Genomic DNA, 18,262 nt, shown 5'->3' with positions numbered 1-18,262 from the left:
ATTTGTCTTTGCTAACTTTTAAGCCTCCCATGATGGGAGGCTTTTTTATGTTATGCAGACTTACACGCCATACTCCTTAAACCATGCCAAAAGACGTTTCCAACCTTCTTTGGCTTCTTTCTCACGGTAGGAGGGACGATAATCGGCAAAAAATGCATGGGGTGCATCGGGGTAAACGATGATTTCAGATTTGCTACTACTGGACTTTAAGCGATCGCGCATCTGCTCTACAGTATCTAGGGGAATACCTGTATCTTTCCCTCCATAGAGTCCGAGAACGGGGACTTTCAGCGTCGAGACAATATCGATGGGATATTTGGGTTGAAGTTCGGTAGCATCACCTACGAGTCGTCCATACCACGCTACGCCTGCCTTCACCTGGGGATTATGTGCTGCATATAACCAGGTAATGCGACCACCCCAACAAAAGCCTGTAATTCCTAACTTATTACCATTACCCTTAGCTGACTTCTTTGCCCATTCGACTGTGGCATCAAGATCAGATAATACCTGGGCATCTGGTACTTTAGCAACAATTGGGCGAATTTCGTCTATGTTGCTTAACTTTGAGACATCACCTTGACGCACAAATAATTCTGGTGCGATCGCTAAATACCCCAACCGAGCAAAGCGACGAGTGATATCCTGAATATGCTCGTGTACGCCAAAGATTTCTTGGATTACCAGAACAATTGGGAAATTGCCACCAGTCGCAGGTGCTGCTCTATAGGCAGGAATTTCGCCATCTCGGACTGGAATTTTCACCGCACCAGCTACTAATCCCTTGGCATCAGTGGTGATGACTTGGGCAGAAATGGGTTGGACTGCGAGGGCAAAACCCGTTGCTAGGGTGGCTGTTGCAATAAATTTGCGGCGAGTTACTTCTTGCATCATCTCTACCTTGAATTGCCAAAAACTTGATTATTTCTTAGCCGTACAGTACTTTAAAACAAATACTACAATTTATCAATCAGCTTACCGTAATAATTAGCTTCGTTTCTTATCCAAGTGTTCTTGTTCCATATTTAGCGATCGCTTACAAATAATCAAATTAACTTACTCCAGCCGCATTTAAAGCTGGAGTGTCAATTCAGCGAAAATTAGAGAAGCCTTGAGATTGTCGGCAGACTAAAGCCTGTTTTATCTTTCTATGACAATTGTTTAAATTCTTTGCGGACTCTTTGAGTACAATCTTCATTTAGAACATAGGATTGTGTTCCTTATCCCAACACTTATGATCGCTCCAATTTCTCCCAGTATGTTCACATTCAGATGCATCATCTATCCAAGGAATTGATGTAGAGTGGTACGAGTTTTCAATAGAAGCGAATAAGCTAGCAGTGAATAAGGGTAATAATAAGGATAAGGTTATCAACGTACAAATCGGGAAAATGATTAAATATCCAGTAAGCAGAACAATATTACTATGAGTCCAAAAAACTGTGCCTATTTTATTTTTTTTGCGAGTTTTTAAGCTGGTTTTTGAATTCGAGAAAAGCATAATGCAACCCTAATTAATGCCAGTTTATATAGAAATCCCATTTGATTTATCAAAGCCAAGCTGACTCAGAGCTAACCGGATTAGGTTTTGGATCTCAGTATATTTAGCAAAAATCAAATAAAATTTCTATAGGAGTACGGATTTTTACGTAAGAATATTATTGAAGCTATATGCTCTGATGTCAAAGGTGCAAGTGATGACTTCTTATAACTTTTAATTTTTGGGCGCTAAAAAATATTTTTCATGAAAAAATCTTGAACTTGTTGTGTCGGTTTTGCGTAAATTCTGGTTAAGAAAGATGCGACTAATGGATAGCCCCTTAGCAAGGGGAGACAAAGCATAGCTTTGGCGGGTGGGGTTCTTCAGGTTTAATAAGTAATCTATAGGAATCTGGTTTGATTACTGAAATCACTTGGCTTAGTAGGCAATAGGCAAGGGGATTTTAGAAGATTAAGGTGTACCGAATTTTTTTCAAAAATCAAATATGAGTCCTATAGCGGATTTTGGTATGAGCGCTCAATCGAACGCTAAATCTTTCTTGCAGAACGCATGAGGGATGAATAAGCGTTCATCCCTCATGCGTTCTGGCTACTGAATTCAGACTTCTGAATTCTTATTCAAGCATCTTGAGGATTCAGTTCTTTTAACTCGTCAGTGGTGTAAGTACCTATGGGAGTCCAAACTAGATAGGGAAGGAGTAACAGCGCCGCCATTAAAGAAATTGGCAAAACGCAGATTGCAAGAACAACACCTGAAATCAAACCGATTAGCCCAAGAATTTCCCCAGCTTTGAGACTGCGAAACCTCAACATTATAGGTATGTAGGCAACGGTGATAATTTCCACCAAAAGATACAAAGCCATTAATAGCCAAGTAATGATGCCTCCGGGATTTTTTTCCCAGACAATATAAGCTGAAGCCGCACCACAAATAAAAATCACAGTCCAGATGACTGGAATCAGTGGCTCAAAAACTAGCCAGCGAGGGCGACTTAACTTTGCAAACCATTTAACATCACGCGGAGTGATCAAGAAACTCCCAAGGGCGACAAAGAAAGTTACAGCCCCAATTATTATCCAAGATGGAATCATAATGCACTCAAGTTTTGTGTATTTGTCAAGTCATACACTGCAAGTTTGACAATTTAGGCTAGATGTTTAATCATTCCCTGGTGCGATTCTTAGGCATCTTGAGGATTGAGACGGATCATCTGCCAAGTGGTATAAGTACCAATGGGACTCCAGAGCAAATAAGGAACTAATAGCAATGCTGCCCAACCAGAAATATTTAAAACTGCAAGTATCAATAAAGCGTTAATTATCAAACCTGTGCCACCGAGAATTGTGCCCACTTTCAGACTGCGAAGCTTGAACATTACAGGCGTATAGGCAATGGTGACAATTTCTAATAGCAGATATAAACCCATGATTAACCAGGTTGAGGTGCTTCCTGGGTCTTTTTCCCAGACAATATAAGCTGACCAAGCACCGCAAATAAATATTACAGTCCAAATAATCGGAATTGCGCCCTCAAAAGTTAGCCATCTTGGTCGTTGTAAACGCTTGAACCATTGGCGATCGCTAGGCGTAATCACGTTCGCGGCTAAAGCAACCAAAAAAGCCACGCCCCCAATCACCATCCAAGATTTAATCATGCCCGTTAGTCCTTTACAAGCGCTATCTATCGCTTAATATCACTCTTTATAGTCTGATTTTGTCAATTTAATTGCTAATTACTCATCATCCCTGAGTTTGAACCCTTCGCATCGTTTGGCAGGATTTTAAATTAGACTTCTTGCAAAAGTCGGGAAAAGGGGAATGGGAAAGGGGGAAAGGTTTGTTATTTTCCCTTTCCCCTGGTTGGTGAGCTTGCCGAACCATAACCTTTTCCCTTTTCCCCTCTCTTGCAAAAAGCACTTTTGCAAGAGGTCTATTATGGGCATTGGCATCGCTATCGCTTTGGAGGCGTTGGCGTAGCCCAACCTAAGCATCGCTTTATGCAACAATTCTATTTTTTTGGTGAGGTGCACCTCGTTCTAACTAAGAGCTTTTAGTAACTAGAGAGGTATGAGTTAGGTAGATTCGCGGGCAATTTTCGAGGCGATCGCTCAAATCTAAAACCCTCAACAAAACAGAGAAAGCAAGGGGCCAAAATCCTTCGTAACCAAAAAATTTATCTGTTTATCTTCTCTGTAGCAACTTCCGTCTTCCTTGCAGCAGCTTCCGCCTTCACGTTTCCGTGTTTCGCGCACCCTGTAGTAGCTTCCGCCTTCCTTGCAGCAACTTCCGCCTTCACGTTTCGGTGTTTCGCGTACCCTGTAGCAGCTTCCGTCTTCCCTGTAGCAACTTCCGCTTTCACGTTTCCGTGTTTCGCGTAGTCAGTAGCAGCTTCCGCTTTCACGTTTCGGTGTTTTGCGTAGCCAGTAGCAGCTTCCGCTTTTAAGATAACGAGAGTTTAATTACTGCGATCGCTTGCATCCATCACTAACCAAAATTACTGATTTGGCTTTGTTTGGAAAGCGATCCAATTAATTAATCTTATACCAACTAAAAGTGCGATGCTTAGGTTGGGCTGCGCCTACGCACTCTTTTACCAATTGAATTAAGCAAAGGTAGCAAGATCCCGCAGGATGTCTACAAAGAGTAAGTCACACAGAAATCACTCTTTTGATGTTTAGTAAATGCGATGCCTGCGGCGGACGTAGCGATCGCATAAAATTGCCTGATGTTTATGTTGTAAGGGCTGAACAGGTAATGGAATTCCTTGATGAGTCTGCGGTTTGTCAGTCTGCGCCGATATTAGTAGTGGAAGTTGTCAGTCCTGATTCAGTAAAACGCGATTATCGATATAAACGTTCTGAATATGCAGCGTTAGAGATTCCTGAATATTGGATTGTAGATCCAATAGAGTCAAAAATTACAATTTTATTGTTATCAGAAGGATTGTACGAGGAAAAAGAGTTTAGCGGCAGCCAGCAAATTGTGTCTGCAATTTTCCCGGAAATTGCACTTACAGTTGAACAAGTGTTGTCTGCGGGTAATGTTGGTTAGAAAATAATCATTCTTAATAGTCTAGTATCGCAAGGCGAAAGTCACGCATTCACGCATTCAAAAGTATTATGGAATAACTCTATTCTTTTTGATGATGAAATCTAATTCCTAAAAAGATGTCATAAACAAATTCAAAAAAGTCCTTTTTCTGCAACAACCCTGAAGTTTGATAACATCCTTTTTCATCTAACAGGGGTTTCATCACATAGTATGCAGGTTGGTAATTATACCAAGGAATAGAAGGCCACAAATGATGAATTAAGTGGTAATTCTGTCCCATAATCAAGATATTGAGAATCGGGTTAGGATAGACGCGAGCATTTTTCCAGCGATCGCGCTCTGCAAAAGGACGATGAGGCAAATAGTCAAAAAATAATCCCAGTGCTATCCCCACCACAAAAGCCGGTATAAACCAAAAATTCAGAATGTAACCCAAAAAGTGGTACTGCACTGAGATATAAACAATTACACCAACAATTAAGCGGCTGATGAACCATTCTAGTAGCTCATATTTACGCCACAGTCGCCGTTGAAAGAAAAATACTTCGTGATACAAAAAGCGCACTGCAATCAACCACAACGGCCCACCCGTAGAGACATAATGATCCGGGTCGTCTTTAGGATGATTGACATGACCATGATGCTGTAAATGCACTCGCGTAAATACAGGAAAAGCAAAAGCTAGCATCAAAGCGCTGCCATGCCCTAACATCGCATTTATCACCCGATTGCGATGGGCAGATTGGTGACAAGCATCATGAATTACTGTTCCAGCACAATGCAAGGCAATAGTATTAATGCAAAAGCATAGCCAGTGCGGCCATTCCCAAAGCCAGTAACCAAAGTTGGATAATACCAACATGGATACAGCAACAGAAAACAACAGCAGCGTCGGATTGAAATCACCAGGAGGCGCTAAAAATTCCTTGGGTGGGATTGTCAGTGGCTTTTGTGCCTCCGATGCGATCATCTCTAACATTGACTCCTTCTTGAGCAGACATTACGAATATACGATAAATATTAGTGAATAATAAAGTTTTGCAAATTTTTGTATAGCAATATTTATCCACAGCTTTGCATATCAGCAGATGAATAACGCTATGATTCCAGACGAAGCCTAGTCTTTACTGATAAGTGGGGTATGACAATCGGCAAGAAGTTGATGGAATAAACTCTTTCGTTAGGAGGATGGATACAAGATTGATGTACTATATCTAGTCTATCCCACAGCCCCCACTCTCCCATAAACCCTCATCTAACTGCTTATATCTGATTGATATAGCAGTGACTGAAAAGGAGATGCCACTTCAGTTACGATGACTTCCCAGATAGCTCCCTAACTTCAGCCCTTATGCAATTACGAGATTCTCTGCGCCGGACAAAAATTGTCGCTACTATTGGCCCCGCCACTAGCAGTCCTGAAATGCTCAAGGCGATTATTGAAGCGGGAGCCACGACGCTACGGCTAAACTTCTCTCACGGAACTCATGCCGACCATCAGCGTAGTATTCGCTTAATTCGGCAAACCGCTTTTGAATTAAATCAGCCAGTGGCTATTCTCCAAGACTTGCAGGGCCCAAAAATTCGCTTGGGGAAGTTTGACAATGGGTCTATAGTTTTGGCAAAAGGCGATCGCTTCACCTTGACAAATCGTCCAGTAGTAGGAACGCAAGAAATTAGTTGCGTCACCTACGATTATTTAGCCGAAGAAGTCCCAGTCGGGGCAAAAATTCTCCTCGACGATGGACGAGTAGAAATGCTGGTGGAGGAAATTAATCGGGACAAAGGTGATTTGCATTGTCGCGTCACCGTACCTGGTAAACTTTCTAACAACAAAGGCGTAAACTTTCCCGGCGTTTACCTGTCAATTAAGGCAATGACCGACAAAGACCGAGAGGATCTGATGTTTGGTCTAGATCAGGGTGTCGATTGGGTGGCACTTTCCTTTGTCCGCAATCCCCAGGACATGATCGAAATTAAAGAACTAATTTCTAGTACAGGCAAGTTAGTGCCAGTGGTTGCCAAAATTGAAAAGCATGAAGCTATTGAACAAATGGAGGCGGTTCTGGCTTTGTGTGATGGCGTGATGGTTGCCAGAGGCGACTTAGGGGTGGAATTGCCAGCAGAAGATGTTCCGGTACTCCAAAAACGGCTAATTGCGACTGCAAATCGCTTGGGCATTCCCATCATCACCGCTACTCAAATGTTAGATAGCATGGTGAGCAATCCCCGTCCCACTCGCGCTGAAGTTTCGGATGTGGCAAACGCGATTTTAGACGGCACAGACGCGGTAATGCTCTCCAATGAAACCGCCGTGGGTAGCTTCCCTGTAGAAGCAGTGGCGACGATGGCACGAATTGCCGAGCGGATGGAGCAAGAACAAGCCCAACACTTAAACTTACGTTCTTTAAAAGATTCCCGGCGCTCCATTCCCAATGCGATTAGTCAAGCTGTAGGTCAAATTGCCGAACAATTAGGCGCATCTGCAATCATGACCTTAACGCAAACTGGGGCAACAGCTCGCAATGTCTCTAAGTTCCGTCCCCAAACACCGATTTTGGCAGTGACACCCCATGTAAATGTGGCGCGGCAGCTACAAATGGTGTGGGGAGTCAAACCGTTGTTGGTGCTAGGATTACCTTCCACTGGTCAGACATTTCAAGCTGCGATTAACGTGGCTCAGGAACTTCAGTTACTGTCGCAGGGAGATTTAGTAGTGATGACCGCCGGCACACTCCAGGGTATTTCTGGCTCTACAGATTTGATTAAGGTAGAGGTGGTAACGGCAGTACTAGGTCAGGGAATTGGACTAGGACAAGGTTCAGTAAGTGGTCGCGCACGGGTGGCCAATACTGGTATGGATGTGAGTAACTTTAATCCTGGAGACATATTGGTTGCACCCCGCACTAGTGCCGATTTTGTCGAGGCAATTAGGAAAGCTGCCGGGATTATTACTGAAGATGAAAGTCTTACAAGTCACGCAGCAGTGATTGGGTTGCGTCTTGGTGTGCCAGTAATTGTCGGCGTGAAGCAGGCAACGCAGGCAATTCGGGATGGAGCGATTATAACGCTGGATCTGCAACGGGGTTTGATTTACTCTGGGGCAGTGAGAACGGCTTAAGGATGCTAATGGCTAATGGCTAATGGCTAATAGGGAGGATGAGGGAGACAATCAGAAGAACCCATACCCAATTAGCAATTAGCAATTAGCAATTAGCAATTCCCTAAATCAAACAGTTGCGATCGCAGCCCCAAGCCACCCAGCAAAGTTTTGCTGCTGTGTGGAGTTAGGATGGTCAACAGGCTTTACCTGATATCGAATCGGATGTGGCGAGGCTAGGGTGATGGAATAGGTACGCAGTTCGTCTTGGTGGAAAACTGCGACTTGGATGGTATCGTTTGGTTGATAATCTTTCAGGCGATCGCTTAAGCCACCTGCTGTTATCTTAATCCCATCAATTGCTAACAACTCATCACCTGCATCAATTCCCCCTACCTGTGCAGGTGAACCAGTCTCCACAAACTTAACCATCTCCCGCCCATTTTCTGTATTTATTCTCACGCCTAAGTAAGGTTCTTCCTGCTGTTCACCTAGCAACTGCAAGCCAAAGGGTTCTAAATACTGATTGAAAGGCAAATCATCAGTACTATCAATGTAGCGTTTAAAGAAATCAGTCAAATCGATTCCGGCAACAGATTCGATAACTTCCTGTAACTGTTCTGGGGTATAGCCAATTTCATCTTGCCCAAATTGCTGCCACATTTTTAGCATCACGTCATCGAGGGAGCGCTGATTCTTGTGAGTAGAGCGAATCAGCAAATCTAGCAGCAACGATACCATTTCTCCTTTTAAATAGTAAGAAATTTGAGAATTACCGCTATTGGCATCTGGGCGATAAAGTTTTATCCAGGCATCAAAGCTCGACTCAGAAACAGGTTGTACTTTGCGTCCAGGTGTCATTTGATACTTAGTAATTTCCTTGCCCAAGTTATTCAAATACGACTTAACATCATAAATTCCCGCCCGCAAAGGAATTAACAAGTCGTAGTAACTAGTAGTGCCCTCACAAAACCATAGTGATGGTGTGTAGTTTTCTTGATCGTAATCAAAAACCTCTAATGCTTTTGGACGAATTCGCTTGACATTCCACAAGTGAAAGAATTCGTGTGCAACTAATTGCATAAAGCGATCGTATTTTTCCTGAGCGCGAAATCCAAAACGCTGATAAATTAAGGAGCAAGAGTCTTTATGCTCCAAACCGCCAAAAGCTTGGCTAAATAAATGTAGCAGAAACACATATCGTTGATATGGCAAACCGCCAAACATCTGCGCTTCTACCTGGATAATTTTTTGGATATCAGCAATCATCTGCTGAACTTGGTAATTACCTTGTCCCCAGATTGCCAATTCATGAGGTTTTCCTAATACCTCAAATTTATACAATTGGTGGGAACCAATCTCAAAGGGAGTATCCACCAAAGTATCAAAATCGCCAGCTAAGAAAGTATTCGTTTCTTCACTAACGTGTGATAAGGCGGTAGTTACCTGCCATTCCGGCTGTGGTGGTACTATGGTGACGCGAATAGGTTGCTTATCCCAGCCAGATATTCTAAAAAATAGTGCCGCACCGTTAAAATAACCGTGGGTAGTATCTAAATGATTTGTCCGTACCGATAGCTCATTGGCAAAAATCCGGTAACGTACAGTTAATTCTGAAATACCTATTTTGTCTACCTGCCAGTGATTTTTACCGATCTTCCGCCAAGTTAAAGGCTTATTCTCTGCAAAAGCCTCAAAATCCTGTAAATTTTTCGCGTATTCCCGGACTAAATAGGAACCGGGTGTCCACACTGGCAGTTTTAAATCGAGAATCGGTGAGGAATAATCGACAAGCTGTAAAGTCACCTCAAACAGATGGGTTTCTGGTTGTGGCATTGCTACCAGGTAATGAATCGTTGGCCCAGTTTCCTCAACGTAGGTATTGGGACGAGTTGCGGTTGCTTTAGTCATTTTGTGTACTGAGTTAATAATCAATGGGTAATTTTCCCCATCATGACAAATTTGCTTTTAACATCGCACACAAACAGCCTTTCATTCGTCATTATCCAAAATCTTTGGCGTTAAATCTACAAAAAGCAACCTACGCAGAGCGTCTTGTAGAGAATCGGATAAAGCAATTACACTTTGCCAGCCAAATTCATCAACTGTTTGAAGTTCACAAGATAAGTGATGTTGTTGGCACTATCAATTTTTATCCACCCTTTTTCATTCAGCTTTTCCATGATTTTGGTTGTTTCTTCAACCCCGATTTCTGTCACCTCTGCTAAATCTTTAAAGGGAACGTTAAAAATTTCTCTTCCTAAGTCTGATTCCTGACCATAGCTTTCACCCAAAGTCACTAGAGTATGGGCGAGTTTAACTGCTGGTGGTGAAGACCGCATTTGTAGGCGCTGGTTAATTTGCCGCAATCGCCGCACCATCAGTTGCAACATCCGGTGATGTAACTGCGGGTCTTTAAACAATATTTGAATAAAACGCTCTCTGGAGATACTAAGTAACTTCACTGGTGAAAGGGCAATGACATCGGTTGAGCGTGGAGATTCATCCAAAATTGCCATTTCTCCAAAAAAATCGCCACGCCCAAAAATTGCCAAAGCTACTGAATCGTCCCCGACGGTACGCCGGACTTTGACCCAACCAGAAACCACGAAGTAAACGGCGTTACCCCAGGCATCTTCCATCACAACGGCTCGCCCAGATGGGTATTCATGTTCAATTGCAACGTTGAGTAGCCATTCCAAAGTCTGTGGATTGGCTGTACTCATTAAGGGAAAAAGTTCACTAAAAACCTCAGTTAGCATGAAATATTTGCAACAATGGGATTCAAGAGCGGGAAACTAACTTTGCTACTATAAGTTTGTTTAAACCGTAATCTTACTTAGAATACGATCGCAAAATTTGTATTTATCTGAGATGAACCTCTAAGCTTTATCGGTCTAGGGTTCCATTACAACATAACAATTATGTATGCGATCGAAATCAGCGTTTTCACTTACATACCGATGATTTACTGTTTGTTGGTGGATTGCTATCTAGTGCCAGTATTTTGATTTGTTGGTCTAAATTTTTTACTAATTGATTTAGGGTAACTAAAGCCTCTAATTGCTGAGAATCATGGCTGGGATTTAATAAAAGCCTTTCTTGTAGTTCATGTAACTTAAAGCTTAGTTGCTGAGAAATTCCTAAAGCATCGCGCCCCAGACGCGTTAATTGTTGTTGTTGATAAAATTTTAATGCTGCTCCCCGCAATACTTGGAGTGTTGCCTCTTCGCCGTAGATTCCCGGCATGACTCGTAAGCGTAATAATAAGCGGTTTTTTTGATATACGTATTCCTTTTCTACCTGTTTTGGTTCTGCAACCGTTGTAACAGGCAGGCAAACAAACCGCTTTAATTCATTCAGTACTCCTTGGAAAATCGAGAGCGGCAGTTTATCTAATACAGACTGTAAAACTCCATTGTCACTCCACAGTATCCTGCCTTCGTAAGCTTGTCTTTCTAAGTACAGGCGACCAATTCCCCCAGCCAAGATTCGCCCCAGTAATTCTTCTAGTAATTTCTTCGATGGCAGTGTTGTTAGCGACTCAGTTGGACTCAGTAGTTCGGCAACTTGTGTGGGTAAAATAGGTAAATTATTTGCTGCTTCGGAAGTCTCTTCCTGTTCAGTTATGGAAATAGAGGGCAAGAGCGTCGGAGTTTGAGGTGATTGGTCTAGTGGGATAGGAGGCAAGTCTATGCGTTGCCCAGAATGTTGACGCTTTTGTGTCTGAAATACCATCAATACTGGTTCTGAGTCAGCATCTAGGGAGGAAGCAGGTGTTTCAGCAGTGCTAACTATGTTATTGCTTGGAGGAGAGTCTGGTGTTGGCTGATGCACTTTTGCATCTAGCTGGTATGTATTTTTATAGTTGAGGTAGGCTGACAATATTCTACGGTGAGCGTCGGCTGCGATCGCCTCAATCACCATTGTGCAATTGATAGAAGATAAAATGCGACCAACATAGTCTAGGGCTTCGCTATCTTGGGGATGAACCATACCTAGCAAGAGGGTTTTACCTTCTAATCTAAAAGGCAAAATCTGGTGGTAGAGGCAAGCTTCAAAGGACAAAAGACTATCAATCATCTGGAATATTTGCTCGCGATCGCCTCCTTCTTCCCACCTAGTTTGAGCCGCAGTTAACATTTGCTGTCTATTTGCTGCGGTATCGTTTCGTTCGCCCTCTGAAGACAACATAGATTTGATTCGTTGGTGTTTATTTATATTTTGCCTCTAATTCAATAAGTAGTTAATAAAGATACTTTGTTTAATTGTTAAAATTTCAGTTATATATACTTAAGTTTACGTAAGTAAAAGATGAATTTTAGATTATAGACTGTGGATATTACTGAGAATTGGGAATTGGGAATTGGGCACTTGTACTGAGTTTCGACACTTCGACTACGCGGTAATCGAGCGACTTGCACTGAGTTTCGACTACGCTCAACTACCGCGCAGTCGAAGTATGCTCCCCACTCCCCAGTCTCCATTTCCCACTCCAGGCTACTCTTGGGTTCTTAAAGCTTGAGCTGCAAGATAGACTTTTGTCCATTCGCCTAGCACTTGATGGGTTTTGAGTTTTAAGTGTTCGGCTATTGCTTCTATTGAATTACCCGCTTTCCGCAAATCTAGAATCTGCTGTCCTAGTGGAGTCAATTTTTCATTAAGTTGTTGCCATTGGTTTTGCGTTAATCCTAAATTATGTTCTTGCAAGGAAATTGAGAGCCAACTGTCTACGAGTTCTGGTTTACCTTTGAGGGCAAAAACACGTACAGCATGGTAACTAATTTTTTCTCGCAGTCGGTAGACTTCTTTGGTCTGCTTATTCAGTTTCTGGGCGATCTCTTCCTGTGACTTCCCTTGCAGATAGAGTCGTAGCCATTCCACTGCATCTGTTCCCAAATTTTGTTGTAAATAATTTTCAAATTCTTTTTGTACTGACTGGCGCAGCACCTGTTGTTCCTCTAGTTGTTGTGCTTCTTGATATTCTGCGATCGCCAGACTATCGACTAAGTTAACTCGATTGTCACTGTCGTCTGTAAGAACTTCTTCTGACACTAGTCTAATCAAGTCACTACCAGGCACTTGGGTTAAACCACCGCGCTGAGTACGACGCAAATAATTCACAAAACGGTAAGCTAATAGGGGTTGATTGCGGACTGGCCGCAAACAATATTCTTCTACACTGGCAAATAGCAGAGCATCCCCTAATCGTCGATCGGTTGTATATTTGGCAATATCAGCCATTTGCTGTTGCATCTGGCTATCGCTTTGGAGTAATTCTTGGAGTACTTCTTGTAACACATCCATCACACTGCGCTGGCGATCGCGGCTGAGGGAAACCCATGTCTGAATTTTATTCCGTAATGTTACTAAACTCCCCAATCGTGTTATCAAGTTACGATAAGCACGTTCTCGCCCCAAGCCTAAGTAGCGTTGACGTAAAATCCTCCAGCGATATTCCATCGCTTGCTTGGCGATATCGAGTTCTTTAGGATTAAACAAATCAAACCGTTTTGAGTCAGATCCCAATAGCCAGAGAATAATGCTTTGCCTAGCGGCTTCATTTTGGTCTGGACATTCTACAGCCAAGCGCTTTTGCCAATCTACAGCAAGTGTTTCCACATCCGTTGTCATAGTGAGATTGCATTCCTCGAAACTCAATTTTGAAGTTTGCATCACAACCCCCATTCGTTCCGCCTAATTGTTTAACCGGCAGCTGCCCCTTCATGAGTTTCATGAAAATAGCTCAGTGATTCTACTTTTATTACGTCTTAATTCACTAAAATTATGCAGAATTTTCTACATTGATGTTTTTCTTTGACTTCAAAATGCCTAAAACCTATGCCTACCAAGCACTTAGTTTAATTTTCTCAATTTAAACTTTTTGTAAAGTTATGTTCTTTAACTGAGAACAGAAATCTACCTAAAGTGTTGAGGATACACCTTTTGATGAGATGGATCGGTTAAATCTGACATTTTGTAACAAATGCGAACAACTAATCTAATTTAACTCAATGTCAGACGTTATTTTATCCGTATAACTTTCAACTCTCTACAATCTCTTACGTAGTAGAATACTTAGTTAAATCTCAATATGCTTGGTGTTAGTAAGATACCCAGCGCTACAATCAGATTACAGCTTGTAGCTGGAAATGTGTCTTAGATTTCGCCGCCTGTATGAGATTTCACCTTGCAAGATTCCCCAACTCGCTATTCTGAATAGTAGGGATTGATAGGCAAATTTATCTTTTTAAAACTAGCTTCAGTTACAATTACGTCTTTAATATTAGTAAGTTTTTCTTAAAACTTTTATATTCTTAAAAATGAATAGTCAACAGTCAATATTGGTTTTGACTATTGACTTTGACTGTTGCTTTCCTTCTACTTCAAAATTTAACTTATGCAAAATTTAAAAACAGAAACAATGCAACCTAATAAAGTTTTGATGGTCAGAAGCTTGACAATACACTTCTCTTTAAATTTATTTATGGGAATTTTTGTTTTGAATTCCCCCACAGGAGGTTGAATCTATCGATTGTTCGATCTAACAATGGGATTTTCTACAGATTCTCGATACCCTTGGACTTGTTCTGTGTAACCAATTGGCAGAACAGCTTCAACGTTTTCATGGGGACGAGGAATAATTACCCAAGATTCTAGGGTACCGCCATAAACATTTTCTGCGGCTTCAACACCGGCAGCCATAGCGGCTTTTACTTCAGAAACATCCCCACGAATATTAACTGTAAAGCGAGCGCTACCTACCCTGATATAACCAACAAGGGTAACTCGACCAGCTTTTACCATCGCATCTGCTGCTGCTAGCACCGCAGGAAAACCTTTCGTTTCAAGTGCTCCAACTGCCTGTAATGACATTACTAATCTCCTGTATGAATAAACGATATGGGGGCTACAAGTTAATTGTACGAAGCTTCGCTACAGATTTTGATAGCAAAATTGCTTAGAACATGCGGAAAGGTTCTGATTCTTCAGTGAAATGGATTGGTAATATGGTTTCCACATTTTCCGGGGGATTAGGAACGATGTAGTAGGTAATTACTGTACCAGCTTTTACTTCCTCACCCGCTACGATTCCGGCTTCAACAGCTCTATTTACTTCAGAAACCTGTCCCCGGACGGCGACTAACAAGCGAGCACTTTCCGCTTGACCATAATACACAATTGTGACTGCGGCAGCTTTGACCATTGCATCTGCTGCTGCTAAGACACTAGGAAAACCTAAAGTTTCAATTACGCCAACCGCCATTGGCATGGCATTAGCTCCTGGATTAAGGGATAAGCGATTTTAATTGTACGTGGCTTTAGTCCCAATTTTGACATTTTGGAAAACTTTCTTTGATGCCATATTTTTTGGGGCAGTTGAGACGCGATTAATCGTGTCTGTTGGGAGTTAAAATATTTTGATAGCCCCCGGTTTATATTTTATATATTACAAATAATACTTTAGCATCTTAAGATTGTGTAACTTTGTTGTTCAACAAAATCAGCGATGCCTGGAAGCAAGCTAGTACGATAAACTGAAATTTATGTTTCCGAATTTTCTTCCTACAGCAGTTGGGCAACTGACAGAACCTACTTCGATCGCACTAGCTCGGAGTATTCAAACAGCTGCGATCGCTACTCCTTTAACTAATCAACCAGTAACCACAACTTATGTCAAGCAAGGGAGTGGTGGAACTCCGATTTTATTAATTCACGGCTTTGACAGTTCTGTATTAGAATTTCGGCGGCTTTTGCCATTACTTTCTGAAGACAATGAAACTTGGGCAGTGGATTTATTGGGTTTTGGGTTTACAGATAGACTTTCAGGAATTGCTTATAGCCCAACTGCAATTAAAACCCATCTTTATTATTTTTGGAAAAGCCTAATTAACCAACCTGTAATTTTAGTGGGCGCTTCGATGGGTGGTGCGACGGCGATTGATTTTACGTTGGCTTATCCAGAAGCAGTCAAAAAGCTGGTGTTGATTGATAGCGCAGGGTTGGCGGGTGGTTCGCCATTGAGCAAATTCATGTTTCCCCCATTAGATTATTTAGCAACTCAGTTTTTGAGTAATATGAAAGTGCGCGATCGCGTTTCTCGCATTGGATATAAAAATCAAACTCTTGCCTCTATCGATGCATTATATTGTGGAGCATTACATTTACAAATGCCGAGTTGGCATCAAGCTGTAATTTCTTTCACTAAAAGTGGTGGTTACAGTGCTTTTAGATTCACAACCATATCAAAAATTGTGCAACAAACGCTAATTTTGTGGGGCGATTCTGATAAAATTTTGGGTATTAAGGATGCTATGAGATTTAAAAGAGCAATTCCACACAGTACTCTCACATGGATTCAAGATTGCGGTCATCTCCCCCACTTGGAACAACCACAAATCACCGCGCAGCATATTTTAGACTTTCGAGTTGAAAGATAGCCTAACTCTCAATAATTTTTCTATAACGCCTCTGAAAAGTTTTTCATCTGTTGCCAAGGCTTCTGTCATAGCTACTATTTTTCTCTTTAATCTTGTTAATTTTACAAAATTTTAGGGAACTCAGTAGCTACGATCGCAAACGTGTATTGCAAGACAGCAGTTTATTACTTAGTAGGTAGATATGAGAATTTTATATGAGTAAATCAGATTAAAATGGGCATTACAATGCATACCCTACAAGCTCAAAAGATTTATTTACACTTGCACTTGGTAATTTAGGTTTAATTCATCTCCTGTTGTTCCCCGGATACCCCAGTTGTGTTTTGGGGTTTCTGTAATCGTGATTTCTACATCTATAGGTGCAATTGCAACTTGTTCAGATAAGCGAAGAAATAACAACCTAATTAATTTCTTTTTCGTTTCAATAGTGCGTCCCTCAAACATACTAATCTCAATGATGATGTATTTCTCTGAACGTCCTAAAGGGTAGATGAAATCATCGGGTTCGAGAGGAAAGAACCGATGGGCACGCTTGTCTTGAGGATATACTAGAGCTTCAACAACACAAGAATGAATTGCGTCAGAAATGGCACTGCGAGAATGACGGATAAATGAAGCAGTGCCATAGATTTTGATTTGTACCATTAACCTTTAACTGACTGATTAATTAACTCTAATCAAGTAACCACATCTCATTAGAACTATCAGGATACTCATTCGGCTGATTTTGTGGTTGATTTTGAGCCAGTGTTTCCGATGAGCGATGTGATTTTTTGTAGTTAAGTGGATTGTAGTGGTCTTTTACTGGTTTGATCGCGCTAGTTTCTTTGACAACAAGTTTAGATTTCTCTTCTACTTTTTGTACTGCTTTTTGTTCGGCTTTTTGTTTTAAAGAATTAATTTCTTCTATAAGCTGGGAATTTGCTTCTGCAAGTTGCAGTGCTGTTTTTTTGGTTTCATCAAGTTCTTTTGTTAGCTGTTCTAGTAATGATTTTTGTTCTGATGCAAAGGTTTTTTGTTGAGATAATTTTGATTGCAAATCAGTAATTTCTTGTCCAAGAGATGCCTCTTTTTTGTGGCTTGTTTCTAGATTACTTGTCAACTCTTTGACAGTTGCTTCTAAATCAGCCTTAGTAGGACTGCGTTTAGTAGAAGTTGGCTCAAGTGGTTGTCCTAACGATTCCTCATCAGATGAAGCCTGTTCTTCAACAATTTTTTCTGCTGTAACTTCGATCGCAGATTCACCTTCTGGGGGTGTAAATTTTTGCGCCTCTTCTTGTAGTAAGTCAGAGAGACTTTGTTTCCTAGCCATTATTATTTTCTCCAATCACGCTGTAATTCATCAGCTGCACGGCGGTAGTCTAATTCCGCCTCCCGTGCATTTCCTCCTCGCCATTGAGTAATCGCTACACCTTCCAATGCTGCTCGTTCATGAGCTTTATAGGCACGGATAAAGGTATTACAAGTAGGAATACCTAAGCGAGTCAGAGTGTTTTTTGCTTCTTGTGCTTCCCCCAGACTGCGCGTATCGACTTTGGTGAGCAATACCCGATGGGGGGTTCCCAAGGGGATGACGGCTTCTTTGACTGTTTCCACGAGGATTGCTAAATCCATTGCAGATGGGGGTGTAGGCAAAACTAGATAATCTGCGATCGCAACTACCGCCACTAATGCTTCAGAGCGCAGGGCGGGAGGTGTATCCACCACTACTAAATCGTAACCTGTTATCTTTGCTAAATCACTTAAAAGTGCGGGATCGGTTTCTTGAGATAAATCAAATCCCATTCCCTGCTGACTGCGCCCAAACCACCAACTGGCAGAACCTTGAATATCTGCATCAATCAGCAGCACCTTTTTTTTCTTCGCAAAGTTTGCAGCCAGATTGACTGCGGTAGTCGTTTTCCCGACTCCTCCTTTACCGTTGAGAATAGCGATGATTTTTGGCACTGCTTGCTTCCGATGCTGCCTTTTGTTAGCGGTAGCGGGGCGTTTAGCCCGTGCTGAGTTAGGAGTGCTGAGTGCTGAGTTAAGAGTAGAGACGCGATTAACCCTTGTCTGTACAAGAGTTATTATTACCCTCTTTGTCTTCTTTTCAGTTCTCAGTCTCCAGTCTCCAGTCCCCAATCATGAATATACCGCTTTCTGTAACCCTAAGTAACATGAAAAGTCG

The 18,262-nt window shown here is 41.8% G+C and carries 14 protein-coding genes and 2 pseudogenes; 3 read left to right on the top strand and 13 right to left on the bottom strand.

All coding sequences use genetic code 11. The features are described from left to right. Window positions 1-60 precede the first annotated feature (60 nt). The 3 genes from RMX98_RS05160 to RMX98_RS05150 all read right to left on the bottom strand — a co-directional run bounded on the left by RMX98_RS05160 (window position 61) and on the right by RMX98_RS05150 (window position 3,155). Window positions 61-891, bottom strand: coding sequence for a dienelactone hydrolase family protein (locus RMX98_RS05160; protein ID WP_322676861.1), 831 nt, complete (start codon window positions 889-891; stop codon window positions 61-63). A 1,227-nt stretch (window positions 892-2,118) separates the two neighbouring features. After that, window positions 2,119-2,592 (bottom strand): TspO/MBR family protein, encoded by a 474-nt coding sequence (locus RMX98_RS05155; RefSeq protein ID WP_322676806.1) that lies wholly within the window; start codon window positions 2,590-2,592, stop codon window positions 2,119-2,121. An 89-nt stretch (window positions 2,593-2,681) separates the two neighbouring features. After that, complete coding sequence (locus RMX98_RS05150; RefSeq protein WP_322676805.1) at window positions 2,682-3,155, bottom strand: TspO/MBR family protein; 474 nt, start codon at window positions 3,153-3,155, stop codon at window positions 2,682-2,684. Between the two features lie 1,060 nt (window positions 3,156-4,215). Between RMX98_RS05150 and RMX98_RS05145 the strand changes: the two are divergent. Next, window positions 4,216-4,551: pseudogene (locus RMX98_RS05145) on the top strand (Uma2 family endonuclease); the annotation flags it as partial. 79 nt (window positions 4,552-4,630) lie between these two features. On the opposite strand, the gene crtR reads toward RMX98_RS05145, so the two are convergent. After that, the gene (crtR, locus tag RMX98_RS05140; protein WP_322676860.1) at window positions 4,631-5,521 is read right to left on the bottom strand and encodes a beta-carotene hydroxylase; all 891 of its coding nucleotides are present in this window, start codon (window positions 5,519-5,521) and stop codon (window positions 4,631-4,633) included. 381 nt (window positions 5,522-5,902) lie between these two features. On the opposite strand from crtR, the gene pyk reads away from it, so the two are divergent. After that, the gene (gene pyk / locus RMX98_RS05135) at window positions 5,903-7,672 is read left to right on the top strand and encodes a pyruvate kinase (protein ID WP_322676804.1); all 1,770 of its coding nucleotides are present in this window, start codon (window positions 5,903-5,905) and stop codon (window positions 7,670-7,672) included. A 108-nt stretch (window positions 7,673-7,780) separates the two neighbouring features. Here pyk and RMX98_RS05130 read toward each other — a convergent pair whose 3' ends face one another. The 6 genes and pseudogenes from RMX98_RS05130 to RMX98_RS05105 all read right to left on the bottom strand — a co-directional run bounded on the left by RMX98_RS05130 (window position 7,781) and on the right by RMX98_RS05105 (window position 14,924). After that, window positions 7,781-9,562: a M61 family metallopeptidase gene (locus tag RMX98_RS05130; RefSeq protein ID WP_322676803.1), complete on the bottom strand. Its 1,782-nt coding sequence runs from the start codon at window positions 9,560-9,562 to the stop codon at window positions 7,781-7,783. Between the two features lie 167 nt (window positions 9,563-9,729). Further along, a complete protein-coding gene (locus RMX98_RS05125) occupies window positions 9,730-10,413 on the bottom strand; it encodes a Crp/Fnr family transcriptional regulator (RefSeq protein WP_322676802.1) in 684 nt (227 codons plus the stop codon). A gap of 1,219 nt (window positions 10,414-11,632) precedes the next feature. Next, a pseudogene (locus RMX98_RS05120) lies at window positions 11,633-11,734 on the bottom strand (hypothetical protein); the annotation flags it as partial. A 417-nt stretch (window positions 11,735-12,151) separates the two neighbouring features. Further along, on the bottom strand, window positions 12,152-13,339 hold the full coding sequence (locus RMX98_RS05115; protein WP_322676800.1) for a HetZ-related protein 2: 1,188 nt from the start codon (window positions 13,337-13,339) through the stop codon (window positions 12,152-12,154). Window positions 13,340-14,179: 840 nt separating this feature from the next. Further along, window positions 14,180-14,527, bottom strand: a complete 348-nt coding sequence (locus RMX98_RS05110; RefSeq protein WP_322676799.1) for a carbon dioxide-concentrating mechanism protein CcmK — start codon at window positions 14,525-14,527, stop codon at window positions 14,180-14,182. A gap of 85 nt (window positions 14,528-14,612) precedes the next feature. Then, window positions 14,613-14,924, bottom strand: coding sequence for a BMC domain-containing protein (locus RMX98_RS05105; RefSeq protein WP_322676798.1), 312 nt, complete (start codon window positions 14,922-14,924; stop codon window positions 14,613-14,615). Between the two features lie 274 nt (window positions 14,925-15,198). Here RMX98_RS05105 and RMX98_RS05100 point away from each other — a divergent pair, with 274 nt between their 5' ends. Beyond that, window positions 15,199-16,092: an alpha/beta hydrolase gene (locus RMX98_RS05100; protein ID WP_322676797.1), complete on the top strand. Its 894-nt coding sequence runs from the start codon at window positions 15,199-15,201 to the stop codon at window positions 16,090-16,092. Between the two features lie 255 nt (window positions 16,093-16,347). Here the strand turns inward: RMX98_RS05100 and RMX98_RS05095 are convergent, their stop codons facing one another. From RMX98_RS05095 to RMX98_RS05085, 3 genes are read right to left on the bottom strand one after another with little or no spacing between them, the layout of a single operon-like run. Continuing rightward, window positions 16,348-16,737 carry a tautomerase family protein gene (locus RMX98_RS05095; RefSeq protein WP_322676796.1) on the bottom strand — a complete coding sequence of 130 codons (390 nt, stop codon included), beginning with the start codon at window positions 16,735-16,737 and terminating at the stop codon, window positions 16,348-16,350. Between the two features lie 28 nt (window positions 16,738-16,765). After that, on the bottom strand, window positions 16,766-17,404 hold the full coding sequence (locus RMX98_RS05090) for a hypothetical protein (protein WP_322676795.1): 639 nt from the start codon (window positions 17,402-17,404) through the stop codon (window positions 16,766-16,768). 2 nt (window positions 17,405-17,406) lie between these two features. Then, a complete protein-coding gene (locus RMX98_RS05085; RefSeq protein WP_099102086.1) occupies window positions 17,407-18,039 on the bottom strand; it encodes a ParA family protein in 633 nt (210 codons plus the stop codon). Window positions 18,040-18,262: the final 223 nt, after the last annotated feature.

The organism is Nostoc sp. DedQUE02 (assembly GCF_034531035.1).
GTDB lineage: Bacteria > Cyanobacteriota > Cyanobacteriia > Cyanobacteriales > Nostocaceae > Nostoc.
The sequence above is the reverse complement of the archived record's forward strand: the minus strand, read 5'-3'. Positions and strand labels throughout refer to the sequence as shown.